The sequence below is a fragment of the Leifsonia sp. Leaf264 genome (assembly GCF_001422325.1).
Taxonomy (GTDB): Bacteria; Actinomycetota; Actinomycetes; order Actinomycetales; family Microbacteriaceae; genus Orlajensenia.
The window spans coordinates 190,541-214,459 of sequence record NZ_LMMR01000005.1 but is presented as its reverse complement, the minus strand read 5'-3'; the positions used below and the strand labels follow the sequence as shown (position 1 = coordinate 214,459).

The following is a 23,919-nucleotide window of genomic DNA, read 5'->3' as shown; positions in this document are numbered from 1 at the left end:
TCTCCTTGCCGACGAGGACTGTGAGGGGCCCGCAGACGATCACATCTCGGGTGTCCGGGGTTCGGTTCGAGGGTGCTGTGACGGTGAGCGCCGGCGGGGTGCTGGAGAACTCCGTTGTCGTCGGTGACGGGGTGACGAAGCAGGCACTGGTCACGATCTTGGACGGCGGCACCGTTCAGGATTCGACGGTCCGGCCGCAGAACCCCGGCCAGCATGTCGACGGGGTCCGGATGGCCGGCGGCACGCTGCAGCGCACCCGCATCTCCCATGTCGGTGACGGCATCGGCCTGGTCCGCGGCACGGCTGTGGTCGACCACAACTGGGTCTCCGACCTGGTGCTGCTGTCCCCGGACCCTGGCCGGGTGAACGACCACTCCCACGACGACGTCATCCAGATCCACGGCGGCGCCGGCCACCAGATCAGCTACAACCGGTTGGATGCCTGGTTCACCACGGAGTTCGGTGCTGCCGGGAAACCGGTGACGCGGAACGCTGCGGGGGTCCTGACCGGCGGGAACCCGCGGTTCCCGAACACGCAGGCGATGTCCGCGATCATGTTCAACAACATCACGTCGTTCCCGGAGGACCTCACCGTCATCGGCAACTGGGTGGCCGGCGGCGCGGCCGCGTTCAACTTCGGCGGGCTCGGCACCGGCAACAGCCAGCCCGACTACTCGCTCGGGATCGTCGCGAACAACACGTTCACCGGGGACCAAGGCAACCACCGGAACCTCGCCGCGATCGGGAACCCGCTCCTCCCCGTCGCATGGTTCGGGAACGCGTACACGGACGGCAGCCTGGCGAAGATCGCGAAGTCCTGACCAGGAGAGTGCGACGCCGCACATGTTGGTTCCATGAGACCTTCCGACCTGCCCGCCGACCTGTGGTTCGTCATCGCTGTTGCAGCTGTCGCTGTGACCGTCACGATCATCGCCACCCACATCCTGGCGACCGTGCACGGAACCCGCCTCGCCCGCCGGATCCTGCTGTCCACCGGGTCGAACCGGAATCGCCCGCAGCGGAACGTCGCCAACCTCCTCGCTCTCCTCCCCGTCAACCTGCTGCTGACCGCTCAGCTGGAAGACCGAGCGGACGGATGCGTGAACATCACCTGGCCGTTGCATCCCCGCACCGTCATCCTCGAAGTGACGAGCAACGGGTGGGCGCTGTCTGTGGTCACCGGCGACTACGCGAGCATGGACGTCTTGGATGGCGGGATCCTCACGGACCCGGCGAAGGTCGCCCGGCTCACCCGCCGCGCGTACCGGCGCACCGCCCGGCACGCCGCCGGCTGAACACGACCTGGCCGCATCCCTGCGAACCAGTTCACTGCCGCACATGATAGTGGTGAGAAGAAGGAGCCCCATGTTCGGCATCAGCCCCCGCCGCCGGTACGCGTTCTGCGAGACCGTGGTCGCCGGCCCGTTCACGCCGCTGCACATCCGTCAGCTCACCCGTGAGGGGATGCTGAAGTCCGGCGGTGCCGACACGTTGTCGTTCTGCGGAACGAAGGTCGGCTGGGACACCGAGGAGATCACCCTGAAGAAGCTCCCCGACCTGGCTGCGAAGCAGGGCCCGCAGTTCAAGATCTGTGCCGCCTGCCTGGAAGCAGCCCTCTCCGCATGATCTTCGCGTCCATCGACCCGCGAGTGTTCACGACCGACCCGACCCCGTGGCAGTCGTTCGACATGCACAACGACGTCGGACGTACCGCCCAGTTCGACCCGGAAGCGGAGACCAGCCTGTTCCACCCGGACCCGGCCACCATCCCCAGGACAGCACACCCGCACAACCTGCTGCTGGTCGCAGCCCGCATGTCAGTGGATGACGGCGCCGGCACCCATCAGACACGTGGCGGCAGCTCACGCCGCGACAACCTCCAGTCGTTCCTGAACGAGCTCGAGCAGTACAACCCCGACCTGATCCTCACCGACTCACCGGAATGGGATCTGATCGACACCGTCCACCACAACCTCACACGCCACTACGGCGCACGCCCGGAACCCTGGGGCCACGACCCGCTCGCCGCCCCGTTCAACGAACAGCGAGCCCACGCTCGCGCCGTGCTGCGACGGGTGCTGACCATGAAGGAGACCACCGCATGATCAACGACTACGACGACCCGAGGCCTGCACCCAGCCCGGTCACACCGATCGTCACCGACGACCACTACACGCAGGTGTACAACCTCGTCGCCGACCTCATCAAAGCGGACGGATCCGACGACATCGACCACATCGTCGCCGGGTACATCGACACCGCCACAGACAAGATCCTCGCCGTCATCGACGAGGTCCTCCACGACGCACGAGCGGTGACCGCCGGCGGCTGACCGTTTATCCCGAATCGAGGGATAAAACCGGATAGGTCCGGATAGATCAGACGGGGACGCCGACGTCCCGGAGCAGACTGTCTATGACCGCTTCCTCGTGGATGGCAGTGTTGTGTGTGCGCATCGCTCCAGCCAGGCCCGTCTCCCATGGAGTGGCTGTCTGGCGGCCTTCCAACGGTTCCTGCTCTGCGCTCTCCACGACCGCCGCGACGTAGTCGGCAGCCGACATCCTCCACGGGGTCGCCCCAGCCAGATACGCCCTCCCGGCGATCGCGACGCCAGGCCAGTCGAAGTCGCCATGGTAAGCGACGGTGACGCCGTCTGCGATGAGTCGACGCAGCACAAGCCAAGCCGCAGCCGACCCTTGACCGGACAGGCAGAGGACGGCTGACGATGCGCCGGCTTTCGCGGCGGCTTGGAGGACCTGCGGGTTCTCGCACGCGAACACTGTCGAGCCTGGCGGGGCGAGAAGCACCCCTGCCGCCACCCGCAGCTCCTGCAGGGTCAGGTGAGTCACAACTTCAAGGTCAGCCCGGGATCGCATCATGGCGGACCAAGGGTCGTCGCCGGGTGGGCGAAAACCCCACATCAACGCGGTCCCCGAAACCGAGTCGGTGGACACACCGGCGATCATCCAGAGGCGCCTTCGGTCTTCTCCGGTTTCCGGCACGGGTTCGTCGAACCGCGCCGCCAGCGCTCGCATCATCAACTTCGAAGCGACGGTGCCTTCATCGAAACCGTGCGCGGTTCCGGTGGTCTTCGATGCCAGCTCCCCAAGAAGCAGCCTGGGTTCACCGATGGCGTCGAACGCCCCCACCTTCACGAGTTCAGCCCAGCCGCTTGCGAACCGTGCGATCCCGGAGCTTGCCGTCCCGCCGGCGCGAGTGAGGATGCCTGAGGATCGCACCGACGCACCAAGTGACTGAGCTGCAGCAGGTGTCAGCCCGGCCTCGGCGATGGCATCATCCCACTGCCGGTACAGCTCGAACGCCGCCTGCGAACGGTCGGCTCGTACCTTTCGCTTGTCCGTCAGCTTCACACCGCGCACCTGCTCGGTGACGGCCAGGAGGCCGCCGCTTCCCTCCAGCCCACGGAGCCTCTCGTCCAGTTCCGCGAGTTTCACCGTGACGGTGCCGGATACGACAGTGCGGCCCAGGAGCCCGGACAACTGGGCTGCACCGACAGGGCTGAACGGCACCCGGACAGCGCCGGTCGCCTCCAAGTCGTTCCGCTCAAGCCGTGCGGAGACCGAATCCCACAGGGCAGCGAGTGCCGGATCGCGGAGGTACTCCAGCGTTCCTTCCGAGACCGGCATCAGCTGAACTGGATCTTCCGGTTGCTGCCGTCCCAGTGGTAGTGGATGGCTGTAGCCGGCGCATCCTCGCCGTGGGTGTGGATTTCGTACAGGTCGATCCCCGGCACTTCCGGGTAAGTGAGCCAGAGGTCGTGACCGGTCATGACGAAGTCGATGTCACGTTCCACGATCACCTGGACGAGGTTCCGACGTCCGGTGACATCCACCATCGCGAACGCGTCATCCATCAGCAACAGGCGCGGGGCGGCAGACGGCAGCGCGGACATCTGCGCATCGATCGCGCAGGTCAACGTCAGGTAGGAGATGTACCGGAGTTCACCGGAGGAAAGCTGCGCGCCACGGATGCCACGCTCCTGACCGATCTCCGGTCCGAGGATCACAGCTTCGACGGTGAACCAGTTCCGGTAGTCGAACCCTTTCGCCAGCGCTGCCTCATAGCCGGCGCCCGGGTTCGCGGAGTGCTCCTGGTCGACAACGCCGCGGAGCAGCGTAGAGAGCTCAGCGGTCTGCTGCTCGGTTCGGACAGGGCCGGCGATTCTCACCAGCTCACGGATGCGGACCAGTTCCGTCCCGAGGGTGTCGTTCGCCGTCATCCGAAGCCGCACCCCGATGTTGTTGCTGGTGCGGTACTGCGACACCCGCTTCGACGTGGCTGCGATGGTCTCCTCAGCGAGAAGCATCGACTGGCGCAGCTCCTCACCGACGCTGTCCATGATGTACCGCTGGAAGCGTTCATTCTCCTCGCGTGCCAGGGTGACCTTCCCGGTGACGGTTCGGTCGCGGAGAGTGGCAGCAGCATCGGCGAGGGAGTGCTGTCCTTCCGCGTCAGCGAGCTCGACGATGAGAACGCCGGCGAGATCGTCTGTGTGGCGGACCACCTCGAAGTCCGAGGACAGATCTGTGATGAGCGCGTCGAGGGCGACGAAGACGCTGTCGATACGAGCCCGTGACCGGTTCCCGATCGCAGACCTCACCCATTGCGATGTGGCGACGTTCGCCTGGGCGATGAGGTCCTGGCCGGTAGCTGCGGCGAGGATGCCGGGGCGCTGGCAGATGTAACGCAACCCTCCGAGCGCTTCAGCCGCACGAGCGGCGGCCGTGGTCGCCTCCGATGAGGCTGTGGCGAGGTTCGACTCACACGTCCCTTCGACCTTGGACAATCTGGGGACAGCTGACCCCCACTGGTTCATCAGCTTCGTGGCTGCGTTCAGGTCGGCAGTGGCAGATTCCTGGTCTGCGAGAACAGCAGCCGATTCCGCTCCGACGGACCTTCGAAGCTGGACCAGTTCGGTGTTCGCGGCCGACCATTCCCTCCACGCCTGCAACGCAGTCGCTCCCGCATCTGCAGCTTCCTCTTCACTGCGGGTTCGACGGGCCATCGTTTCCTCGAACCGGCGGACGTCGATGGTCAGTTCCGCGAGGACCTGGACGAGGTTTTCGGCGGCCGCACGGGTCGCCTCGGCGGCGCTCTGCACGGTGGCGAGCTCGGTCCGGCTCCACGGGAGGCCGGCGACGCTACAGAGGTTCCGATGAGCCTGCATCCGGGTGTCCCAGCCGGAGCGGGCCTTCAGGGCAGCCTCCTCGGCATCGTCGAGCTCTTTCCTGCGACGGCGTTCCTCCGTGTTGGACGCTCCCACTCTGGCGTCGGCGTTCCGGACGTCGTCGGCGGTAGGTGCTTCGGACACCAGCTTGGAGATCTGTTCGCGCTCCTGCTTGACCTGGGCCTGCATCTCATCGTGCAGGGTCAGCTGGCCGAGGATGCCGGCGACCTGTTCCTGCAGCTCTTCCAAGCGAGCCTTCCGGGTTCGCTCACGAGAGGTCGCGCCGATGAACCGGGCTTGGGACGACACGGCCTGCTTGCCGTGGAGCTGCCCGACGCGGAATGACCCGTCGCTGCTGATGTTCGTAGGGTGTTCGAGGCTGTTGAACCCGATCCTGTCCAGGACCGCCGTCACGTCGGTGTCGGGCTCCGACGCCAGCACCTGACTCAGAGACGAAGTCGCAACCGGGCCGTCTGCGGAGACCACCAGCTCACCGTCGTGAATGACGGCCCCGGAGTCGGTGATGACGGCGGTGAGCAAGCCGGAGGCTTCGAGAGCGGATTCAACAGCCGCACGCACAGCATCATCTACGTCCGGGCGGAAGTCGACCGATCGCCAGAGCTGAAGGCCTGTGGTCTTGCCCGCCCACGACGGAGCTGTCGGTGCGATGTCCACGGTCCGGTCGGTGAGCGCCTGCATCTCCGCGCGGAGCTCGGACTCCTGGGTGCGAAGTTGAGCGGCGGATGTCGTCAGAGCGGATGCCCTCTCAGACAGCCGGTCCCTCGCGCCGCCGGCAACGGTGTCAGCGAGCCGGTCGAGCTGGGCCGGGTCGGGGAACGGGTCGAGGTGATCCTCGAGGAACCCGCCGATCGGCGAGTCGGCCCATGCGTACCCGGTGAACGCCTGGCGAACCCATTCATCAGCGGACCATGCCACCCAACGGCTGGCGAGCTCTGCCCTGGCGGATGCAGCTTCAGCTGTCATCTGCTCGACCTGTGCGCGGGCGGCCTCCGCTCTTGACGCGGCGGCGGAGGCTTCCGCTTCCAGTGCCTCGATCTGACGGCCGTCTTCGTGCAGCAGCTCCGCTGCCGCATGCCTTGCGGCAGCCGCATCCCGTTTCGTGGCGGCGGCTTCCCGGAGGTTGGTGGCCTTGGTGGAGGCTGCGGTTACATCGTCGACCGTCACGACCGTCATGTCGGGCGCAGCTTCATCCACCTCCGATTCTGTGACCGTCAGACGCACAGTCCTGACCTTCCCGGATGACGAGGTCAACACCACCTGCACATCGGGTACGTCGGTGGCGATGCCCGCGCCGGCCGCGGCTGCCCTGAGACTGGAGACGGCGGCGGAGGCCTTACGGCCGCGAAGCTCGACGCTTTCGGCCGCCTCGGTCACCGTCCCCGTGTAGCGGTCAGCGGCCGCCCGGGCGGTGGCCCAGGAGCCCAGGCTGGTGTTCGCGGTCATCGCGATCGCAGCCACGGTGGCTGACTTCTCGTTGAGGGCGAGATGGTCCTTGTAAGCCGAGGAGCTCACGATGGCCGTCAGCCGAGACTGGGCGGTCGCAGCTGCCTGCCTAGCGGTGGACTCTTCGCTCTGCGCCTTCGCCAGTTCGTCCCGGGCCTCGTCCAGGGACGCCTGGGCGTCAGCCTGCCGGATGCGGGCACCGCGGTCCTCAACGGCAGCGGCTTCGGCATCTTTCGCGGCGTTGCTGAGTACCCCGACGGCATACCCGGCGTACACCTTCAGGGCAGCATCAACCTGTTCCGTCTGCCGCTCCAGTCGTGACTGTTCGGCCCGGATATCCTGGAGTCCGTCGAGATGACCGCCAGCCTGGGCGAGGACTTCGTCGGAGAGGGGAGGGAGGGTTTCGGAGAGGAGCTGGGTGAGCTCACCGCCGTTGATGCGGACTCCGATGTCGGGGGCGCGGAGCTTGTACATCAGGTCGAGGTAGGCGCGGAACCGCTCCATGCCGCGGTCGTCGGTGATGCCGTAGAGCTCACGTGCGACCCGTTCCCGGTGGGTGCTGGCGGAGCTGGTGACCCGGTGGGAGCCGATCTGCTCGGTCAGCTGGTCCTTCGGCAACGGCATCTTCTCGTCGTCGACCAGGATGAGGTCGATGCCGACTCGCAGGTCGGTGATGAAGTACTCCACCTTCGAGGTTCGGGTGGCAGTGGAGTACTTCAGGTACGCACCGACGGTGAGGTAGCTGCCGTCCGGCAGCATGCATTCAGCCCACACGTACCCGACCCGGTTGGTGACGGACCCGATCATCTTCTTCATGAGGGATTCCACAGACACGAGGCCACTGGTTCCCGACCCCATGCGGCGGCGATCGCCGGAGATGACGAACGGGAACAGCATGTCCATGCCGCGGGACTTCCCGGAGCCGTTGGTTCCGAGCAGGCAGAGGCGGCCGTTGGAGAAGTGGAAGGTGATGTTCGCGTAGCGGTGCACGTTGACGATGCCGGCGCGGCACCATCTGGCCCGATCGTCGAACTCGGTTGTCGTGGCGGGTGCGATCCTGGTGACGGTGGCGATGCTCATTGTTCTCCTAGGTCGTCGAAGAGTGCTGTCTGCTCGGGTTCCGGGCTCGGAGGTGTGCTGGTCGGCTCGCGTTTGATCGTGGGCTTGTACCGTGCGGTGGCCGGGTGAATCGTGATGTAGCCGTCACCTTCCTTGATCAGCCCGAAGCCGGTCAGGTAGGTCAGAACGTCACGCAGGACGCGGCTTGCGGCGTCGGGTGCGTCCGGCTCGAACTCCTTCCGCCACAAACCCTTGTTCTCGTCGAGCAGGCTCTGCACGACGGAGGTGGCTGCGCCGGCGGTCAGCGTCACCCACCCGTCTTCGGACGCTTGCCTGTCTGCGGTGGCCCTGTTGATGAACAGCAGTGCTGCTTGGCGAAGCGCACCTTCGCCGGGGAACGGGTCGTCGGTGATGTCGCCTTTGTCATCCCAGGCGAGCGCGCCTTCGCGTCGGAGCTCCAGGTTCAGACCGAACATCGCCAGCGCCGCCTCCAGCTTGGCGCGGTCTTGGCGGAGGGTGACCTGCTCATCCTCGGGGAGGTCTGCTCGGACAACGACCGGGTTCTCGGTCAGTTTCCTGGTGAGCGACTGGAGGGCGCTGACCCGGCGGCCGCCGTGGTCCTTGGACAGATTGGCGAGCAGATAGGGGAACCGGTTGCGGTCCACGGTCAGGAGCACTTCGTGCTGGGCGGCGGACCAGTCGGCGACTGAACCGTCCGTCTCCGTGATGAGCCCCCAGCTGATGAGGATGGTGATGGCGGTGACGAAGTCGCGGCGGTCGGTGATCGTCTCGGTGAGCACGATGCCCGCTTCGGCAGCGTCGGCGCGGATCTGGGTGAGCAGCTGGGAGATGAGGATCTGCTCCCCGACTCCGGGTGCCTGGAGGGAGGCTGCGATGAGGCTGATGTCGCGGTACACGCGGGCGCTGGTCACCGGGACGCCCTTACCTGTCCGCAGCGGCGTCCTCGCCGGAGTGCCATCAGGCTGCTCGGCTTTCAGCAGACGCGCGAACCCAGGCTCGATGATGAGGCGGTAGCCGAGGTTGTGCGAGAACCTGGACTTCAGCTCGACCCCGTGCCGGCGCACCAACGCGAACATGTCCTTGTCGGTGGCGCTGTCCAGAAACTGGGTGCTTTCCAAGGACCTCGCCGCGGCGACGAGGTCCGGTTCGATTGCTTCCTCGATCATGCGTTCACCGCCTGTTCCGTCAGTGCGGCGCCCATCCTGTATGCCGTGACGGTGAACAGGAACCCTTCGATGGTGAGGGACCCTCCGTCGAGAAGGATGGTCGTCACTCCGTCGACTGCTCCGCGGTGGACGCTGATCCCGGTTTCGAGGAAGTCGAATGTTTCCTCACCTGCGGTCCCGATCGCCATCTGGGTGAGAGCGTGTAGGAACATCGCTTCTGCGGCCGCTGACAGCTTCACGTTGTCGAGGGTTCCAGCGGCGATCAGCTCGGCCGCGGCCATGCGCCGTCGGCTTTCCTTCTCCTCAGCCTCCTTCATGGTGAGCTGGTCATACATGTCGGTGTCGGGGATGGGGCTGGTCCGGCCGCGCGCGCTCCGATCTCCGCGTTCTCGGAGGCTGACGGCGATGTCGACCGGAGGAGCGTTCAGCCAGGAGGTGGAGGCGATCGGCTGGACCGTCTGGGTCTCTCCGTACAGCAGGTGCCTCCAGCTGTACAAGCCGAACGAGTCCGCGAACAGGGTGTGCGCATCTTCCGGTTCGGCGCTGTCGAACTGCACGGCGAGACGGAGGAGGTCGCCGCGGCGGGACACACCAGATCCAGCGTTGGAGATGATCCGTCTGGCGTTCACGATCAACTGGTTCAGAGCCTGGTCGGTGGCGTTCCGGAGTGAGGCCGGGCCGGACGTCTCTTCCTCGCCGTTGTACCAGCGGCTGAGTTCCTCCCACTCGACCCGGCTGCGGCCAGCGGCCCGTTCGATGTTCTCGTCGGTGAGGGTCTGCCAGGCGTTGAGCTTGTCGATGATGAGGTCGAAGTGCGGTTCGAGCTCGGCGAGGGTGCGGTGGATGGCCGGCCAGTTCCGTCGGACGTCCGCACCGATCAGGTCGACGTACCCCATGAGGATCGTCTTCAGGTCCATGTAGTCGTCGCCGACGAGGTCGAACCGGGTGATGACGGTGTTGAGATACCCGTAGAAGTCGCGTAGGGAGCTGTGGAAGACCCGGTGGTTGTTGAACACCGAGGTGACCGCTGCGGCAATCTCTCCGGTGTCTGGGTCGCGGCCGTCGCGGAAGGATTCGAGGAGGGCTGCGAGCTGGTCCGAGATGACACCGAGGAGTTCGCGGGCCACTTCGCGGGCCCCGTCTGCGGCGGCGAGGATCTCGTCGGAGTCGCGGGCGACTCTCGCCCCGAGCTTGGAGACCTGGTACCGGCCTCGGGACCGGAGGATCTCCGAGATGGTGGACACGCGAGGGTTCCGAACGCCGGGGATGACGTTTCCCCATTCGACCAGCTGAACCAGTCGCACGTCAACGAATGCCTCGTCGACGTCGTAGTCAGCCCGCAGCGCATCGGTGATCTCTGTTGCAGACATCTCGCGGGCGAGGACGTCGCCGCCGAGGGCCCGCATGATGGCGCCGTACACGTCGGCGTGCTCCGCCGTCAGGTACGCGAACAGCTGCCGGCGGGCTTGCCGGGCGTCGGTGGACAGCTCAGCACGCGGGGGTGCGGTGGGTCCATCGGCGGGGTCGTTTCGGGCCATGGGCAGGAACGTACACCCAACAGACGACATTGCACAATTCGTGCGTGAAATCCTATCTGTAATACAGAATCTACCGAACCGTGGTTAGCATACGCAACTTAAACGTCAAATGACGCAACTTCGATGCATGACGAAACATCGTCTTATCGGGGTTTCTCGTCCCGGAAATTGACACAAAGAAACGCCCTAACCAAGCGCGATTTGCAGCCCGCTAGACGCTTCGTCTGAATGCCGCACATGAAAGTAGCATGACCTCATCCACAGCTGTTCGCCCTACCGTTCCTGTGTCCGCCACGACTGATCTGATCTCCTGGCTCCGTGAGCCTGAGCTGGCGAAGTTGCCTCGCAACCTGACTGTCGATCAGCTGATGCGGTTCGCCGCAGACGCGCTCGACGCTGCCGCCGCTCCTGAGCCCGCCTCCGGCCGTCACGCCCTTCACGAGAGTGTCGACGAGTGGGTTCTCGCCCACGCCGACGCTGACGTGAACCACGACCTCACCCGACAGGAGCTTCACGCCCGTGTCGGAGAGTGGGCGGAAGCTCACTCCCAGCCGGTCGGCCGTTCCATCCGGTTCCCGGAGCAGCACCTGCCTTCCGATGTGCTCGCCGGGATCCGCAGCGACCTCCGCATCGGGCTGTGAGCCAGATAGCACCAGCCGGCCCTGCGCCGATCGATCGTGCTCGCGCCGAGAAGGCGCTCCGTCGCACCATCGCCGAGCTCGACTACGACATCCATAAGAGCCTGGAGTCCGACGAGGAGACCGGTGAGGACACGTACGCCGACTGGGTGGACGTGTTCATCGACGCGTACGAGGCTGCACTGCCACATGCCTGAACGGTGAACGACGACCAGGCGTTCGTCCCGACGCCAGCGATGACAGACGTTCGGACCCCGAGCCCGCATCACCACAGAGGAGCATCCGTTGGAGTTCGTGCTGTCGATCGTAGGAGTGCTCATCGAGGTGTTCTCCTGGTTCTTCGTGGACCTCATCGGGGGCAAGCTCGGACGGAAATCGAATCGTCGACCCAGGCCCATGCGTCGGCTCCGTCACACCCGCGACCAGTAGGCGACAGATCCGCACATGTAGGAGGCGACAAAGGAGACCTCCCATGACGCTCACCGCATCACTTCACACCACCCGCCTCGCCATCTTCGGATCCGTCGACCCTGAAAGCATCGGTGGCAGCGACGCCACCGCCCACCCGCACAACCCGATCCTGGACCGATTCCGGCAGGTCGACGGGTTCTCCGGCTGGTGGGTGTCCGACCTCGGAGAGATCCTCCGCGGCGACACCCAGTACGACACCGGGACCATCGCCGACATCCTCGACTCCATCGGAGCGTGGGACGACGAGAACGACGAACCGACCCCCGGCCACGAGCTCTCACCACAGCAGATCAGCCTGCTCAGCCACGCCGAGAAGGTCATCACCCGCGTCCGCGCGCTGCGCCTCGCAGCCGGCGCCGAGTAGAAGGAGAACCGCAATGCGCATCACCGCCACCAACACGACCGTCAAGCGCGAGCTTCAGGTCGTCCACCTCGTCGAGCTGGATGACGGCCCGAGGTACCTTACGGCCAACCGTCTCGTGCAGGTCGTCGGGTTCAAGATCTGGTTCACATACGACTTCGACACCGAGCAGTGGCGCACCACTGTGAACACTTTCACCCAGTTCGTCAGGCGAGACGGTGTGCTCGAAGGTGCGATCCGCACCCACCTGGCGAACGAGAAGCACATCGCCTGGTCGGTACTGCAGCCTGCGATCGACGAAGCCGTCGCTGAGCTGCCGACTCCTGACGCTACGGCCCTCCTGTCGGCCGCCTGACGTCCCGCCCTTTGAGATGCCCCGCACGTGCTCCGGCACAGGCGGGGCATTTCTGCGTCTAGGGGTTCGACTGGAATGAAGAACGCCGCCCCGGCCTGCACCGAGTGGATGCAACCGGGACGGCGTTCTCGCGTGTCCGCGCTAGTTGGAGTTGGTGCACCTGGCGGTGACAGTCAGCGTGTACGTGCGTGCTGCACCGTTGAACTGGACGGCGGATGCCTCCCAGCCGCGGGGGCGGGCGATGTTGTCGCCCTGCACGTCGGTGGCGTCGTTCCCGGTGAGGAACACGACGTCGCGTGCGTCGGAGGAGATCTTCGCTCCGCCGGAGATTGCATAGAAGCCTGATGGGCACAGCGCAGTCTGGGTGGACACTCCACCGGTGACGGTGATGGTGTTCTTCACGACCTGGATGGCGAGGACCGCGTCGCGGCCGTTCTGGCCCGGCTGTCCCGCGGGTCCGGGCTGTCCGGCGGGGCCCTGCTGGCCCTGGGCTCCGGTGTCGCCCTTGTCGCCTCGCTGGCCGTTCTGTCCGGCCTGTCCGTTCTGTCCGTTCTGGCCGGGCTGTCCGTTCTCGCCGCGGTCGCCCTTGTCGCCCTTCCAGACGGCGGAGCCGTCCTTGCCGGCGGCTCCGGTCGCGCCGGTGTCACCCTTCTCTCCCTTGTCGCCCTTCATGCCGGTGAATCCGTTGGCGCCGTTCTGGCCGTCGCGTCCGGCGGTGCCGGGCTGTCCGGCGGGGCCGGTTGCTCCGGTCTGGCCGTTGGCCCCGTTCGCTCCGTCACGTCCGGCGGTGCCGGCGGTTCCGGGGTCTCCCTTGTCGCCCTTCGCGCCGGTGATCGAGATGCCGTCCTTGCCGTTGAATCCGGGGAGGCCGGGGATGCCCTGCTCACCCTTCGCGCCGGTGAAGCCGATGAGGCCCTGGATGCCCTGGAAGCCGCGCTCACCGGTTGCACCGGTTGCACCGGTTGCGCCGTCGACGCCGTCGCGGCCAGCAGCACCCGTCGCGCCAGCAGCACCGTCGACGCCGTCGCGGCCCGCAGCGCCGGTCGCGCCATCAATCCCGTCGACGCCGTCGCGGCCCGCAGCGCCGGTCGCGCCATCAATCCCGTTGATGCCGTCGTTGCCGGCTGCTCCGGTGTGGCCGGTCAGACCCTGGATGCCCTGCAGGCCGCGGATGCCTCGAGCGCCGTCGCGCCCGTTGACGCCTGCGGCTCCGTCGATTCCGTTCGTGCCGTCGAGTCCCGTCAGGCCGCGGTCGCCCTTTGCTCCCGCCGCGCCATCGGTGCCGTCGACACCGTCGCGTCCTGCGGCTCCTGCGGCTCCGTCGCGGCCGTCGATGCCGGCTGCGCCAGCGTCGCCCTTGGCGCCGGACTTGCCGTCCTTCCCGTCGATGCCAGGAAGGCCAGGGATCCCCTGAGCTCCGGTGAGGCCGATGAGGCCCTGGAACCCGCGCTCGCCCGTGGCGCCGGTGGCGCCGGTAGCGCCGTCTGTGCCGTTCGTTCCGTCGAGCCCGTTGGTACCGTCGGCACCGTTCGTGCCGTTCGTGCCGTTCGTTCCGTCGATGCCGTTCACGCCGTCGCGACCGGCTGCGCCGTCCGTTCCGTCGGTGCCCGCTGCTCCGGTGAGGCCGGTCAGCCCCTGTGCGCCGTCGACGCCATTCGTGCCGTCGATACCGTTGAGGCCGTCTGTTCCGTCGTTGCCTCGGTCTCCCGTGGCTCCGTCGACTCCGTTCGTTCCGTCGCGACCGTTGACGCCGTTGATGCCATCGCGTCCGTCGTTGCCGGCCGCTCCGGTGTCGCCCTTCTCGCCTGCCGCTCCGTTGAGTCCGGGGATGCCCTGCACGCCGCGCTCACCGGTGAACCCGATGAGTCCTTGGATGCCCTGGAATCCTCGGCCGCCATCGGCGCCGTCCCTGCCCGCTGCGCCGGTAGCGCCGGTCTTGCCGTCGCTGCCATCGCGGCCTGCAGAACCAGAAGCACCCGCGGCGCCGTCCTTGCCTGCTGCGCCGGTGGCACCGGTAGCGCCATCAACACCATCGCGGCCTGCGGCACCCGTGGCGCCATCTGCACCAGCAGCCCCAGTCGCGCCGTCCTTGCCCGCGGCTCCTGCGGCACCCGTGGCACCGGTGGCGCCGGTGGCACCGGTCTGGCCGTCGACTCCGTTGGTTCCGGTCGCGCCCTGCGCTCCCGTCTCGCCCGTGTCTCCAGTCACGCCTTCCGCACCGTCAGCGCCGTCGAGGCCGTTTGTTCCCGCCTTGCCAGCGCTGCCCTTGGTGCCGGTAGCGCCTGCGGCGCCGTCCTTCCCGGCAGGCCCGGTGATGCTCCGCCCGTCGGAACCGTCGACACCGTCGATTCCGGGCTCGCCCTGCTTGCCGGCGGGTCCTGCGACGATGGCTGCGGCGTCGCGCGGGGAGCTTGACGTGTCGGCCGGGGCTGATGCGGTGTGGGTGGGGGAGGCGGTTCCGCCGGTCAGCTCGTCGAAGGTGACGGCGTTCGCGACGATGCCGTAGGAGACTCCGGCGATGATGATCGCGGCCGAGATGGACGCAAGGGTGATCTTGGTACGGCGTTGCATAGCTGTGCTGTCCGTTCAGTGGGGGAGGGGTGGGGGTCCGCGCAGTCGCGGCTTGCTTCCTTACTTTCATGTGCGGACCGCACAGGAATCCCCGATCGGGTCGCATTCGAGGTGCCGCCACATGCCTACCCGGTATGCCAATCACGTTCAGAGCGCTTGTCGAAGATGACCGAGCCGCCGTCGAGACCCTGTTCCAGTCCGAGCTCAGCAGCCACGCCCCTGAACGTCTGGAGGGGTTCGCTGCGTTCGACGGCTGGGTGATGGTCGGCGCGGTCACCAGCGCTGCGCTGCCCGAAGCTGTGCCGCCTGCCCAGTGGGGATCTGTGTCGAAACTCGTCAGCGATGATGCTGTGTTCGTCAAATCGCTTGTCGTCATCCCCTCGGCACGCGGTGAAGGGGTCGGAACCGCGCTCGTCGGCGCTGTCGTCGAAGCTCACCCGGGCGTGCAGGTGGCAGCGTGCGCTTGGGTGCGCGGCGGACGCGCACCGGCAGGGTCAGCGAACACCGCGAACGGTCTCCGGCCGGTCGTCACCATCCCCGGGTTCTGGCGTGCCGACTCGGTTGTCGAGCAGTACTCCTGCCCGGAGGACGGGAACCCATGCGGATGTGCTGCGCGGGTTTACATCCGCTCCGTCTAGTCGACTAGAACGGCATCACCACAAACAGAACGCCGGCCATGACCACCATGAGGTGATGCCAAGGCCGGCGTCTGTTGTTGCTGGTCAGCGGTGAGCGCTGACCCCCGCCATGTTGGCGAGGTTGACTGCCTGCACGGCGGTCTTCACAGCGTCGATGGCGCCCGTGACTTTCGGGTCGTCCGAGATCAGCTTGTCGAGGTTCTTCGCTGCGTCGCGGATCCCGGCGGGGTTCCCGGTGATGCCGGCGGCGTTGTCCGCTGCGATGTCCGTCGCGGCTGCAGCCTTGTCGGCGAAGTCGATCCGGAAGGCGGCAGCGTCGATCGCGTCGTACAGGGCGGTGACGGTGCGCTTGTCGACGCTGTCGGTGTTCTGTGCTGCGTACCGGTTCGCTTCCTCCACGTAGGCCCGGCCGGTCTCAGCCTTCAGGGCGAGGAGGTCAGCGCGGTCGTGGGCTTCGTGGATGCTGCCGGCGAGGGTGTTCTCGGCGCTGCGGACGTCGTCCTGGTAGGCGGACACTCCGGCGTAGGCGGCGGTGACACCGAACGCTGCGGCGAGGGCGTAGATGATGACGCGGCGCGGCTCCCAGGCGAACGGGGCGAAGGTGGGCTTGAAATCAGACAAGGGGAAGCCTTTCTCGGTGGTGTGGTTCATACCGGGGAGAAGTCATGTGGCGACCAGATCTCAGATGCTGATGAAGTACACCCGTCCGTTGATGTCGTGGCCGGCGTCTGCGAGGGACGCTTCGATGGTGTGGTCCATCTTCGGGTCGTCGCCGGGGTCGGTGTGGGCGGTGTACAGCACCTGCACGGTGCCGTCCGGGTTGGTGGTGAGGCCGGTGACGACTCCGGTGTGGTCGCGGTCGCCGGGGTTCTCATCGGTGGGCTGCCAGTCGAACTGGATGACGTCGCCGAGCTTCACGTTGCGGCGGGCGTCGGGGGAGTCCGCGGTTTCTGCATACCCGTTCCCTGTCAGGTAGTTGCGGAGGCTGGTGGAGGAGATGTTCAACACACTGTCCGGCAGACCGCGGACCACCAGTGAGTGGGAGGTGAAGTTGGCGCAGTCCTCGTTGGGGATGTACGGGTGACCCCAGGTGTACGACTTCACCCAAGCGTTATCGGCGACCCACGCCAGTTGCGCGGCAACGCCGGTCTCTGCCGGGGCAGGGGCGGGCGCCGGTGCAGGTGCCGGAGCGGGGGCTGGTTCAGGGGCGGCCGATGCCGGCGGCAGCTGGACAGGGACAGCGGCCTGGGTTGACGAGGGGACGGGCCGCGCTGGCTTAGCGACGGCATGCGGCGCTGACGGGGTTGGGGCGGCGGCCGGCACTGTGTTCGGCTGGTCGGCGGTCAGGATTCCGGCGCCGAGAGCGAGCGCTCCGGCGAGGGTTGCGCCGGCAATGGTGATGCCGAGGCGTCGTGTGGCGGGGGTCACAGGTTCTCCTCAAGGGGTGTTTCCCCTGAGGTATGTGGAGAACCTGCGGCGCCTTAGTTCTCTGCGTCGGTGAGGGCGGCTGTGCTCCGGAGCTGCACGGCGGCGTCCCAGAGCTCGCTGCGATCCACGATCACCGTTCGACGGCGGTTGTCGACGCGTGGGCTGATGATGCCCGCCCATTCGAACAGGTCCAATGCCTGGTCAGCTGAAACCTTCGAGTATCCGACGCGACGTTGCAGCAGCGTGGAGGTCGGCGCTTCATCGGTGTCGGCGATCGCCCAGAGAGCTTCCACCAATGCTGTGTAGGCGGGCGTCGGCGTCTTGAAGTGTTCGATGCGGCTGGCCAGCTCGATGACGCGTTTGTCCCGCTTGGCTTTTCTCCGTCTTCCCCGGAGGACCAGGAGGTAGATGCCGAGCGCGAGGGCGGGCAGTGTGATGTACCAGAGGGTCACGGCTGTCGCAATGACGAAAACGACGAGACCGGCGACCAGGACCATGCCCCAGGCGTCCGAACCTTGCTCCGACTCTGACACGTGCGGAAGCCTACCGGGGGAACGCTTCCGAAAGTGCTCGGGATGCTGCGACCACATCTGCGTCGCCACCGCTCTCGAGAGCGTCGCGCAGGTCCGCCATCAGTCGACCGAACACCGCGGGGACGACGGCCGTCACCTTGCCGTCCTCGATGGTCTCCTGCCCGCCGCGGTAGACGCGGATGTCGGCGCGGGCGTCGTTGTCGGTGTCGTACGAGTCGAGGGTGACGGTGAGTTCGTCGTTCGCGTCGGTTTGCTCGATGGCGTACACCTCAGCTTCGGCCCAGTCGCCGTAGTTGGATTCCCAGTACGCGGTCACCTCGTCGTCGTTGATGGTGAGGAAGGCGGACGCGTCGAGGTCGGTGGACCAGTTCAGCCAGATGTCGACGTCTTCCATGGCCTTGTTGAACGAGTCGACGGTGAAGGTGTTTCCGATGCCGGGAGCGGCGATCGTGAGCTTGTGGCGGATGGGCATGCGGTGGTCTCGAACTCTCTCAGTTGGTGGTCTTCTTCACCACTGACATGAGCGGATTCTCGGGGTTCTGTCCGGCCGAAAACGTCCCAGTCCGCACATGTAGGTGACATGAATGAGACGACAACGATGCTGATTTACGTGGATTCCCAAGCGAACAACAACAAGTTCTACGAGGTGAAATTGTCCTCGGATGGGATCACCGTGACGAAGCGTTGGGGTCGTGTCGGCGCCGACGGTCAGATGTCTATTGAGAAGACCGGACGGCTCGGTTTCGACAACGCCGTCTACGCGAAGGAGCGGAAGGGCTACAAGAAGGTCGCGATCGCAGCCCCGCCCACAGCGACCACGTCAGTGGCCGCGAACACGCAGATCACCACGATCGCGAAGACTGCCCTGACGAAGGGGAAGGCCCGCACCGACACCCGAGTCGCTGACCTGATCGAGCGTATTTGTCGTGTGAACGCCCACGACATCGCCACCCTCTCCGGCGGAAAGATCACCGTCGACACCAGCGGCCAGGTGAAGACTCCGCTCGGCCTGATCACCAACTACTCCATCAGCGAAGCCCGCGGCCTCCTCACGCAGATCGAACAGGCCGGCGGCGTCAAAGACACCTCCAGCACCCGGCTGCTGGAGGACTACCTCACCCTCGTCCCCCAGAACATCGGCCGCAACGCCGGATGGGCATCCACATTCTTCAACCGCGACAACACCTTCCAGAAGCAGCACGAGCTGCTCGACTCCCTCCGCGACTCCGTCCAGTTCTTCAACACCCAGCTCGCCGCTGCCACCACCGCAGCGATCGACGACGTCGACGGCAACGAATACGACAACCTCTTCAAGTACAAGGTTCGCGCCGTCGCCGACGGCGGGGCCGTCTTCAAGCGGATCGAAGAGCGGTATGCGAAGACGAAGAACGGCATGCACACGTCAGCCAAGTTGAACCTGAAGCATGTCTTCGAGCTTGTCGATCCGGTCGGAGCCGCCACCTACAAGAGGATCGCTGCGGAGATCCGAAACGAGCAGCAGATGTGGCACGGGACCCGCGCCGCAAACTTGCTCTCCATCCTCCAGAAGGGGCTGTTCGTCCCGCCGCGGTCAGGTTCAGGTATCCAGATCGCCGGGCGCATGTTCGGCGACGGTCTGTATCTTTCGCTCGACTCTACGAAGAGCCTCAACTACTCGAATGGCTACTGGACCTCCGGCGGCCGAGACAACAACTGCTTCATGCTCCTCAACGACGTAGCGATGGGATCCGAGTACCGTCCCTCTCACTACTCCGACTGGCCGAAAGCCCACTCCACGGTCAACAAGTTCGGTAAGCCGTGGAACTCCATCAACGTGAAGCCGGGGACCGCTGGAGTGCGGAACCACGAAGCCATCGTTTTCGATACGAACCAGGTCCGCGTCCGCTACCTCTGCGAGTTCGACGCCTAGAACCGCGAGAGAATATCCCGACCGACTGAGGAGATGCACGATCGACGCTGACGACTACTTCGACGCCATGGACGACATGCTGAAGCAGCCGACCCGGGCGAAAGGCGGCGAACCGTGCGTGAAGTGCGGCAACCCGATCCCCGCCAAGGCGCACTGGAAGCAGCGGGACCGGCATGTCTGCTCCCCACGGTGCAACGCGAACCTGCGCCGCAGCATCAGCAGAACCCTCGACAGGCCAGGGACCGTGATTCCTGCACCTCGGCCGGAGAAGGTTCAAGCGCGCGCTGAAGAGTCGGCCCGTGGACCGCAGTTCTTCCGCACGAACATGGATGCTGAGTTCCCGTACGAGCATGGCCGGTGGCCGAAACCCGGCGACGCCGTCGAACGGCACGGGCTCATCACCTCATACGCGCTGCTGGAACCGGAGCATCACGGGCACGCAGCCGCCGCCGGGTACCTGACCGGCATGGCCTCCCCGGACACCGTCATGGTGGCAGACCTCATCGGCACCGACATGTGGGGCCTCGTCGCCGTCGGCCCTGACTACCGGCCCAGCATGCTGACCCTCCCGGTGATCGGAGTCGGCGCCGACCTGTTCGAGCTGCCGCACCGCACCGCATTCCTCGACGACCCGGAGACGTGGTTCGCCCGGGAGCTCATCTCCGACGTCGACGAGCACGGCAACGACTACCGCTGGGAAGCGTACGTGTTCTCCCCAGTGCAGCCGCAGTCCCTGTGGACGCCAGCCCGCCACTCCCTATCCAGGGCCGCCCGCGCACGCAGCGCCTACCTGGCCAGAGCCCGCGCCGCTGGGCACATCGACCCGCAAGCCGACTACGTCGACCCGCAAGCCGTGTACGAAGCATGCGACTGGATGTGCGGGATCTGCGGCACCGAGATCGACAAGACACTCCAGCATCCGGACCCGTGGTCCGTCACCCTCGACCACATCCAAGCCGTCACCGTCGACGGAGGCCACACCGCAGAGAACCTGCAGGCAGCCCACTGGTGGTGCAACGTCATCAAGGGGAACAGCTGAGGTTGGGTGATTCCGGGCAACTCCGCGCATGAAGGTGACGGATAAGCCAACCTGAAGGACCGCACATGCCCACCCTCACCAGCCACGAAGCGATCGTCGCCTACCTCGGCGACCTCTACGAGAACGCCTTCGTCGGCCACCTCACCGACCCCGATCTGACCACGTTGGTGAAGCAGGACGGCCGCTGGTTCGAGAACGACTGCGGTGACTGCCGCGAGGTGAGCCCCGAGTACGTCGCTGAGTCACTCGCCGAGGACGGCTACACGGTCATCTTCGTCGGCGTGCCGCCCCTGCCGTGGTGACAATCCCGCGCCCACCAGCCGCCCCGTTGCCGTCGATCGCGTCCACCTACGTTCCGCGGACCCGTTGGGCCCGCCCTGAACCTGCTGTCGGCCCTGACCAGCCGATCGCTGGCCGCCCGATCCCTCGCCTGTCCATCACCGTCGCCACTGACGGTTCCGGGGAGCCCGATCAAGGCGGGTACGGGCGCGGTGGCTACGGGTGGGTGTCCAGCATCGGCGGGCAGGGTTCCGGACCGGCGTCCGAGTCGTCGTTCGGTGCGGAGCTCCGGGCGATCGCGAAAGCGTTGGAAGCGCATGCCCTGTACGAGCGGATCACGGTGTTCTGCGACTGCAAGGAGGCGCTCCAAGCGATCCGCATGTACCAGTCCGGGGAACGCCGTAACGCCTGGGTGAAGCGCGGCGCGGATGCCGAGATGGCGTACATCGACGCGTTCATGTCGGAACGCACGGTGGTGTTCGTCCGGGTGAAGGGTCACTCAGGTGATCCGCTGAACGAACGAGCGGACAGGCTTGCCAGGCAGGCGCGGAAGGCTGCCGCCCAGAGGTAGGGGTTATGCACCGTCCGATGGCGGTGCCAGTCTTTGTGCGACGATCGTGAACAACACGGCGATGATGAACAGCACCCCGTAGGTGAGGGCTGTCGCATCCTTGAACCAGGAGAACGTGTTCCACACGGATGCCGGGATCGTGGATGACCACAGGATGAATGCTGGGACGACGAGGATCACCTTCCACGCCAAGTCTTTGGTCTCTTTCGTTGCCCATGCGACGACCGCCACGAAGATCGGCGCGATGATCAGGAAAATCCACCACGCCACCCAGTCCGGGTCTGCGTCCTTGTTGTTCGCGACTTTCAGGGTGGTGGCGATGCCGTAGCCGGCGACCACATCGGCGGGGATCCATTTCACGAGCGCGCCGAGCGCGTTGATCGTCTTGTCCTTGGCGCTGGCGTTGATTTCGATGGGACCGCCGGGGGAGGTCGGGCTGCCTGTAGCAATACCGAAAGCGCTCATGGTCGGGTCTCCGCTTCATCGCGTTGTGTCCACAAGGTACACCCAGCGGATTCCCACGCTCCAGCATTAATCGCCAGCTCCGCGCATGAATGCTCCGAGAAGAAGGAGCAGCATCATGCCGCAGAAGAAAACCGCCTACCCGGACACCAAGATCATGCTCGCGATCATCGCCGAGCACGGAGTCGCTGAGATGGGCCGCCGTGTCGGCGTCTCCGCGACCAGTGTCCGCAAGGAGCTCGCCCGCCGGGACATCACCGAATACGAGACCGCAGGCCGCCGCGAGAAGGCGAACTACCCGTCCACCGCGGAGATGCTCGACATCGTCGAGTACGACTCCTGGGAGGAGCTGTCCCGTGTCTGCGGTGTCTCGGGCAACGCCTGCCGTAAGGAGCTGACTCGCCGTGGTGTGGATCCGCTCCCGAAGTCGAGGACTGCGAAGCAGTACGCCTGCTGGTGCGGCACGAAGCTCCGCAGCGCCCTGCACCTGACCTGCATCCTGCACACCGCCGGCCGCACTGATGACCGACCTGACCCCGACAAAGCCGACGTCATCGCCGGCGTCTGGGCGATGGGTGTCACCGAGTACGCCCGCACCATCGACGTGCACCACTCCACTGTCCTCCGCCGGGCGGAAACCCGCGGGTACCTGCACGAGTTCCCGGAGCAGCGAAAGGCCGCCTGACCCGAATCAGGTTGGCGGATCAGCTGCCGGTTGAGGCCAGCAGCTCCAACGCTTTCGCCTTCCTCACCAGCAGCTTCGGCTGTGTCGCGCCGGGACCTCGTCGCTCCGGAGGGCAGACATCCTCCCAGCGCTGGAGCACAGCCACCTCTGCGGCGTAGTCCTTCCGACGTCGGTAGACCACTGCGGCCCGTTCCGTGTAGGCGGGAGCCGGTTCGCGTCCGTTCACCTTCGCTGCGCGTTCGGCGCCGTCGACGCAGTCGAGAACCAACGCCAGGTACTCGTCTTCAGGTCCGTCCTTCCGAAGCCGATCGAGGTCATCGCCCCATTCGGTGTAGTGCTTTCCGCGGACCTTCGACGCCTGGTCCTCCGCTTTCTGCAGTGCTTCATAGTCGACGAGCTTCGCCTCCACGGAGGTTCCAGCCGCCCGCAGGTCGGACTGGTTGATCGTGACGGTAGCGACCACCGTCGGTTCGTTCTTCTTGCTGCGGAGCTTGTCGAGGAATCCCATGCCGGCCATCGTGCCATGCGCCGCCGACGATGCAGCGAAATCGCTCGGCCCGGGGCGCCCGGATGCCGCGGTTCGACCTCCGGCAGGTGTTTTCCTCCTGCTCCGCACATGGTGGAGGCGCACCTCGAGAAAGGACTGTCGATGGGCGCCCTCATCCTGAAGACCGGTGACCTGTTCACCTCGACTGCCCCTGCCCTGATGCAAGGGGTCAACGTGGACGGTCAGATGTGGTCCGGCATCGCCCCGACGTTCCGTGACCGGTTCCCGATGATGCACGACATGTACCTCCGCATCTGCGCCAACCAGACGTTCAAGCCGGGGCAGTTCTTCTACTGGCCTCCGATCGAGAACCGCACCGCCGTGTTCAACCTCGCCTCCCAGGACCGCCGCGGCGCGAACGCCCGCCTCGAATGGCTGGAGGAGTCGCTCCGGAAAGCTTTGGACCACGCCGACGAGATCCACTTCAAGACCGTCGCCATGCCACGCATCGGATGCGGTGTCGGCGGGCTCGACTGGGCCGACGTCGAACCTGTCGTTGCCGCGCTCGCCCAATCGCACCAGTGCGACGTCGAAGTGTGGACCCAACGCCGTTTCGGCATCGGCCCCCGCAAGTGACCCACCACTCCGATCCACTCCACCTACCGAAGGACACCATGGCCATCGCAACTATCTCCGACACCACTCTGGACGATCAGGGCGGTTACAAGTCCGGTCTCGCGCTGGGCAACGTCCTCCGCCCCATCCGTGAGCTCATCGCCGCGCCCGAACTGAACGATGCCGTCGCCGAGATCGACCGGGCCCTCGACGAGGAGCTGACGTCCAAGTACGAGCGCGGCTTCGCCGCCGGCATCAGCAAGGTGCTGACCGTTCTCGCCGATCGGGGTGTCACCCTGACCACCGCCGAGCTCGGCCTCACAGACGAGGAGCTCGCTTCCGTCGACAAGATCCGCCTGCACGACCTCATCCTCTCCGTGCACAGGAACAGCGCGCTCCGCGGCCGCCAGTGAACTATCGCGCACTCTGAACAGTCGCCAG

Annotated in this window: 29 protein-coding genes; 18 read left to right on the top strand and 11 right to left on the bottom strand. The window is 66.0% G+C overall.

The features are described 5' to 3' along the window. The first annotated feature begins 50 nt into the window (after nt 1-50). The 5 genes from ASF30_RS10120 to ASF30_RS10100 all read left to right on the top strand — a co-directional run bounded on the left by ASF30_RS10120 (nt 51) and on the right by ASF30_RS10100 (nt 2,332). Complete coding sequence (locus ASF30_RS10120) at nt 51-821, top strand: hypothetical protein (protein ID WP_157497174.1); 771 nt, start codon at nt 51-53, stop codon at nt 819-821. Nucleotides 822-854: 33 nt separating this feature from the next. Beyond that, nucleotides 855-1,295, top strand: a complete 441-nt coding sequence (locus ASF30_RS10115) for a hypothetical protein (RefSeq protein WP_055905579.1) — start codon at nt 855-857, stop codon at nt 1,293-1,295. A 70-nt stretch (nt 1,296-1,365) separates the two neighbouring features. Continuing rightward, on the top strand, nt 1,366-1,626 hold the full coding sequence (locus ASF30_RS10110) for a hypothetical protein (RefSeq protein WP_055905576.1): 261 nt from the start codon (nt 1,366-1,368) through the stop codon (nt 1,624-1,626). Continuing rightward, the gene (locus tag ASF30_RS10105; protein WP_055905573.1) at nt 1,623-2,105 is read left to right on the top strand and encodes a hypothetical protein; all 483 of its coding nucleotides are present in this window, start codon (nt 1,623-1,625) and stop codon (nt 2,103-2,105) included. The genes ASF30_RS10110 and ASF30_RS10105 overlap by 4 nt, the downstream gene beginning before the upstream one ends. After that, a complete protein-coding gene (locus ASF30_RS10100; protein ID WP_055905568.1) occupies nt 2,102-2,332 on the top strand; it encodes a hypothetical protein in 231 nt (76 codons plus the stop codon). Before ASF30_RS10105 ends, ASF30_RS10100 begins: the two co-directional genes overlap by 4 nt. Nucleotides 2,333-2,378: 46 nt before the next feature. Here ASF30_RS10100 and ASF30_RS10095 read toward each other — a convergent pair whose 3' ends face one another. From ASF30_RS10095 to ASF30_RS10080, 4 genes are read right to left on the bottom strand one after another with little or no spacing between them, the layout of a single operon-like run. After that, nucleotides 2,379-3,647, bottom strand: coding sequence for a TIGR02679 family protein (locus ASF30_RS10095; protein ID WP_055905565.1), 1,269 nt, complete (start codon nt 3,645-3,647; stop codon nt 2,379-2,381). Next, nucleotides 3,647-7,732, bottom strand: coding sequence for a TIGR02680 family protein (locus tag ASF30_RS10090; protein ID WP_055905563.1), 4,086 nt, complete (start codon nt 7,730-7,732; stop codon nt 3,647-3,649). The genes ASF30_RS10095 and ASF30_RS10090 overlap by 1 nt, the downstream gene beginning before the upstream one ends. Then, the gene (locus tag ASF30_RS10085; RefSeq protein WP_055905561.1) at nt 7,729-8,898 is read right to left on the bottom strand and encodes a TIGR02678 family protein; all 1,170 of its coding nucleotides are present in this window, start codon (nt 8,896-8,898) and stop codon (nt 7,729-7,731) included. The genes ASF30_RS10090 and ASF30_RS10085 overlap by 4 nt, the downstream gene beginning before the upstream one ends. Then, the gene (locus ASF30_RS10080) at nt 8,895-10,436 is read right to left on the bottom strand and encodes a DUF2397 domain-containing protein (protein WP_055905558.1); all 1,542 of its coding nucleotides are present in this window, start codon (nt 10,434-10,436) and stop codon (nt 8,895-8,897) included. Before ASF30_RS10080 ends, ASF30_RS10085 begins: the two co-directional genes overlap by 4 nt. Before the next feature lie 284 nt (nt 10,437-10,720). Between ASF30_RS10080 and ASF30_RS10075 the strand changes: the two genes are divergently transcribed. The 5 genes from ASF30_RS10075 to ASF30_RS10060 all read left to right on the top strand — a co-directional run bounded on the left by ASF30_RS10075 (nt 10,721) and on the right by ASF30_RS10060 (nt 12,261). Continuing rightward, entirely contained in the window at nt 10,721-11,077 is a 357-nt protein-coding gene (locus ASF30_RS10075) for a hypothetical protein (protein ID WP_235480318.1), read from the top strand. Then, nucleotides 11,074-11,271, top strand: coding sequence for a hypothetical protein (locus tag ASF30_RS10070; protein ID WP_055905551.1), 198 nt, complete (start codon nt 11,074-11,076; stop codon nt 11,269-11,271). Before ASF30_RS10075 ends, ASF30_RS10070 begins: the two co-directional genes overlap by 4 nt. 88 nt (nt 11,272-11,359) lie before the next feature. Beyond that, nucleotides 11,360-11,503: a hypothetical protein gene (locus tag ASF30_RS22665; RefSeq protein ID WP_157497172.1), complete on the top strand. Its 144-nt coding sequence runs from the start codon at nt 11,360-11,362 to the stop codon at nt 11,501-11,503. Nucleotides 11,504-11,546: 43 nt separating this feature from the next. Beyond that, nucleotides 11,547-11,909, top strand: coding sequence for a hypothetical protein (locus ASF30_RS10065; RefSeq protein WP_055905549.1), 363 nt, complete (start codon nt 11,547-11,549; stop codon nt 11,907-11,909). A 13-nt stretch (nt 11,910-11,922) separates the two neighbouring features. Continuing rightward, entirely contained in the window at nt 11,923-12,261 is a 339-nt protein-coding gene (locus tag ASF30_RS10060) for a hypothetical protein (RefSeq protein ID WP_055905548.1), read from the top strand. A gap of 141 nt (nt 12,262-12,402) precedes the next feature. Here ASF30_RS10060 and ASF30_RS23470 read toward each other — a convergent pair whose 3' ends face one another. After that, nucleotides 12,403-14,832, bottom strand: coding sequence for a collagen-like protein (locus ASF30_RS23470; RefSeq protein WP_055905547.1), 2,430 nt, complete (start codon nt 14,830-14,832; stop codon nt 12,403-12,405). A gap of 134 nt (nt 14,833-14,966) precedes the next feature. On the opposite strand from ASF30_RS23470, the gene ASF30_RS10050 reads away from it, so the two are divergent. Beyond that, nucleotides 14,967-15,470 carry a GNAT family N-acetyltransferase gene (locus ASF30_RS10050; RefSeq protein ID WP_055905544.1) on the top strand — a complete coding sequence of 168 codons (504 nt, stop codon included), beginning with the start codon at nt 14,967-14,969 and terminating at the stop codon, nt 15,468-15,470. Between the two features lie 84 nt (nt 15,471-15,554). Here the strand turns inward: ASF30_RS10050 and ASF30_RS10045 are convergent, their stop codons facing one another. The 4 genes from ASF30_RS10045 to ASF30_RS10030 are packed head-to-tail and all read right to left on the bottom strand — an operon-like array spanning nt 15,555 to nt 17,903. Next, a complete protein-coding gene (locus ASF30_RS10045; protein ID WP_157497170.1) occupies nt 15,555-16,091 on the bottom strand; it encodes a hypothetical protein in 537 nt (178 codons plus the stop codon). A gap of 60 nt (nt 16,092-16,151) precedes the next feature. After that, nucleotides 16,152-16,898, bottom strand: a complete 747-nt coding sequence (locus tag ASF30_RS23465) for an amidase domain-containing protein (protein WP_055905538.1) — start codon at nt 16,896-16,898, stop codon at nt 16,152-16,154. Between the two features lie 53 nt (nt 16,899-16,951). Beyond that, the gene (locus tag ASF30_RS10035; RefSeq protein ID WP_157497168.1) at nt 16,952-17,431 is read right to left on the bottom strand and encodes a hypothetical protein; all 480 of its coding nucleotides are present in this window, start codon (nt 17,429-17,431) and stop codon (nt 16,952-16,954) included. A gap of 10 nt (nt 17,432-17,441) precedes the next feature. Then, nucleotides 17,442-17,903, bottom strand: a complete 462-nt coding sequence (locus tag ASF30_RS10030; RefSeq protein ID WP_055905532.1) for a hypothetical protein — start codon at nt 17,901-17,903, stop codon at nt 17,442-17,444. A gap of 108 nt (nt 17,904-18,011) precedes the next feature. On the opposite strand from ASF30_RS10030, the gene ASF30_RS10025 reads away from it, so the two are divergent. From ASF30_RS10025 to ASF30_RS22245, 4 genes are all read left to right on the top strand, one after another. Beyond that, nucleotides 18,012-19,340 (top strand): WGR domain-containing protein, encoded by a 1,329-nt coding sequence (locus ASF30_RS10025; protein WP_082467694.1) that lies wholly within the window; start codon nt 18,012-18,014, stop codon nt 19,338-19,340. A gap of 325 nt (nt 19,341-19,665) precedes the next feature. After that, nucleotides 19,666-20,379, top strand: a complete 714-nt coding sequence (locus ASF30_RS23165) for an HNH endonuclease (RefSeq protein WP_055905527.1) — start codon at nt 19,666-19,668, stop codon at nt 20,377-20,379. 65 nt (nt 20,380-20,444) lie between these two features. Next, nucleotides 20,445-20,681 (top strand): hypothetical protein, encoded by a 237-nt coding sequence (locus tag ASF30_RS10015; RefSeq protein ID WP_055905524.1) that lies wholly within the window; start codon nt 20,445-20,447, stop codon nt 20,679-20,681. Further along, on the top strand, nt 20,675-21,229 hold the full coding sequence (locus tag ASF30_RS22245; RefSeq protein WP_082467692.1) for a ribonuclease HI: 555 nt from the start codon (nt 20,675-20,677) through the stop codon (nt 21,227-21,229). The genes ASF30_RS10015 and ASF30_RS22245 overlap by 7 nt, the downstream gene beginning before the upstream one ends. A 3-nt stretch (nt 21,230-21,232) precedes the next feature. Here ASF30_RS22245 and ASF30_RS10005 read toward each other — a convergent pair whose 3' ends face one another. Beyond that, the gene (locus ASF30_RS10005) at nt 21,233-21,694 is read right to left on the bottom strand and encodes a hypothetical protein (protein ID WP_055905519.1); all 462 of its coding nucleotides are present in this window, start codon (nt 21,692-21,694) and stop codon (nt 21,233-21,235) included. Between the two features lie 115 nt (nt 21,695-21,809). Here ASF30_RS10005 and ASF30_RS10000 point away from each other — a divergent pair, with 115 nt between their 5' ends. After that, nucleotides 21,810-22,376: a hypothetical protein gene (locus tag ASF30_RS10000; protein WP_055905516.1), complete on the top strand. Its 567-nt coding sequence runs from the start codon at nt 21,810-21,812 to the stop codon at nt 22,374-22,376. Nucleotides 22,377-22,395: 19 nt separating this feature from the next. Here ASF30_RS10000 and ASF30_RS09995 read toward each other — a convergent pair whose 3' ends face one another. Then, nucleotides 22,396-22,884 (bottom strand): hypothetical protein, encoded by a 489-nt coding sequence (locus ASF30_RS09995; protein WP_055905513.1) that lies wholly within the window; start codon nt 22,882-22,884, stop codon nt 22,396-22,398. A 141-nt stretch (nt 22,885-23,025) separates the two neighbouring features. On the opposite strand from ASF30_RS09995, the gene ASF30_RS09990 reads away from it, so the two are divergent. Continuing rightward, the gene (locus ASF30_RS09990; protein ID WP_162240746.1) at nt 23,026-23,499 is read left to right on the top strand and encodes a macro domain-containing protein; all 474 of its coding nucleotides are present in this window, start codon (nt 23,026-23,028) and stop codon (nt 23,497-23,499) included. A 38-nt stretch (nt 23,500-23,537) separates the two neighbouring features. Continuing rightward, complete coding sequence (locus ASF30_RS09985) at nt 23,538-23,891, top strand: hypothetical protein (protein WP_055905507.1); 354 nt, start codon at nt 23,538-23,540, stop codon at nt 23,889-23,891. The last annotated feature ends 28 nt before the right edge of the window (nt 23,892-23,919 follow it).

Bases quoted from the DNA above. Each gene is read 5' to 3' on its own strand.
- ASF30_RS10090 (WP_055905563.1), bottom strand. From the start codon at position 7,732: ATGAGCATCGCCACCGTCACCAGGATCGCACCCGCCACGACAACCGAG.
- ASF30_RS10100 (WP_055905568.1), top strand. From the start codon at position 2,102: ATGATCAACGACTACGACGACCCGAGGCCTGCACCCAGCCCGGTCACA.
- ASF30_RS10000 (WP_055905516.1), top strand. From the start codon at position 21,810: ATGCCGCAGAAGAAAACCGCCTACCCGGACACCAAGATCATGCTCGCG.
- ASF30_RS23470 (WP_055905547.1), bottom strand. From the start codon at position 14,832: ATGCAACGCCGTACCAAGATCACCCTTGCGTCCATCTCGGCCGCGATC.
- ASF30_RS10030 (WP_055905532.1), bottom strand. From the start codon at position 17,903: ATGCCCATCCGCCACAAGCTCACGATCGCCGCTCCCGGCATCGGAAAC.
- ASF30_RS10050 (WP_055905544.1), top strand. From the start codon at position 14,967: ATGCCAATCACGTTCAGAGCGCTTGTCGAAGATGACCGAGCCGCCGTC.
- ASF30_RS10095 (WP_055905565.1), bottom strand. From the start codon at position 3,647: ATGCCGGTCTCGGAAGGAACGCTGGAGTACCTCCGCGATCCGGCACTC.
- ASF30_RS09995 (WP_055905513.1), bottom strand. From the start codon at position 22,884: ATGGGATTCCTCGACAAGCTCCGCAGCAAGAAGAACGAACCGACGGTG.
- ASF30_RS10085 (WP_055905561.1), bottom strand. From the start codon at position 8,898: ATGATCGAGGAAGCAATCGAACCGGACCTCGTCGCCGCGGCGAGGTCC.
- ASF30_RS09990 (WP_162240746.1), top strand. From the start codon at position 23,026: ATGGGCGCCCTCATCCTGAAGACCGGTGACCTGTTCACCTCGACTGCC.
- ASF30_RS10005 (WP_055905519.1), bottom strand. From the start codon at position 21,694: ATGAGCGCTTTCGGTATTGCTACAGGCAGCCCGACCTCCCCCGGCGGT.
- ASF30_RS10065 (WP_055905549.1), top strand. From the start codon at position 11,547: ATGACGCTCACCGCATCACTTCACACCACCCGCCTCGCCATCTTCGGA.
- ASF30_RS10115 (WP_055905579.1), top strand. From the start codon at position 855: ATGAGACCTTCCGACCTGCCCGCCGACCTGTGGTTCGTCATCGCTGTT.
- ASF30_RS10015 (WP_055905524.1), top strand. From the start codon at position 20,445: ATGCCCACCCTCACCAGCCACGAAGCGATCGTCGCCTACCTCGGCGAC.
- ASF30_RS10110 (WP_055905576.1), top strand. From the start codon at position 1,366: ATGTTCGGCATCAGCCCCCGCCGCCGGTACGCGTTCTGCGAGACCGTG.
- ASF30_RS10105 (WP_055905573.1), top strand. From the start codon at position 1,623: ATGATCTTCGCGTCCATCGACCCGCGAGTGTTCACGACCGACCCGACC.
- ASF30_RS09985 (WP_055905507.1), top strand. From the start codon at position 23,538: ATGGCCATCGCAACTATCTCCGACACCACTCTGGACGATCAGGGCGGT.
- ASF30_RS10080 (WP_055905558.1), bottom strand. From the start codon at position 10,436: ATGGCCCGAAACGACCCCGCCGATGGACCCACCGCACCCCCGCGTGCT.
- ASF30_RS10060 (WP_055905548.1), top strand. From the start codon at position 11,923: ATGCGCATCACCGCCACCAACACGACCGTCAAGCGCGAGCTTCAGGTC.
- ASF30_RS23165 (WP_055905527.1), top strand. From the start codon at position 19,666: ATGGATGCTGAGTTCCCGTACGAGCATGGCCGGTGGCCGAAACCCGGC.
- ASF30_RS10025 (WP_082467694.1), top strand. From the start codon at position 18,012: ATGAATGAGACGACAACGATGCTGATTTACGTGGATTCCCAAGCGAAC.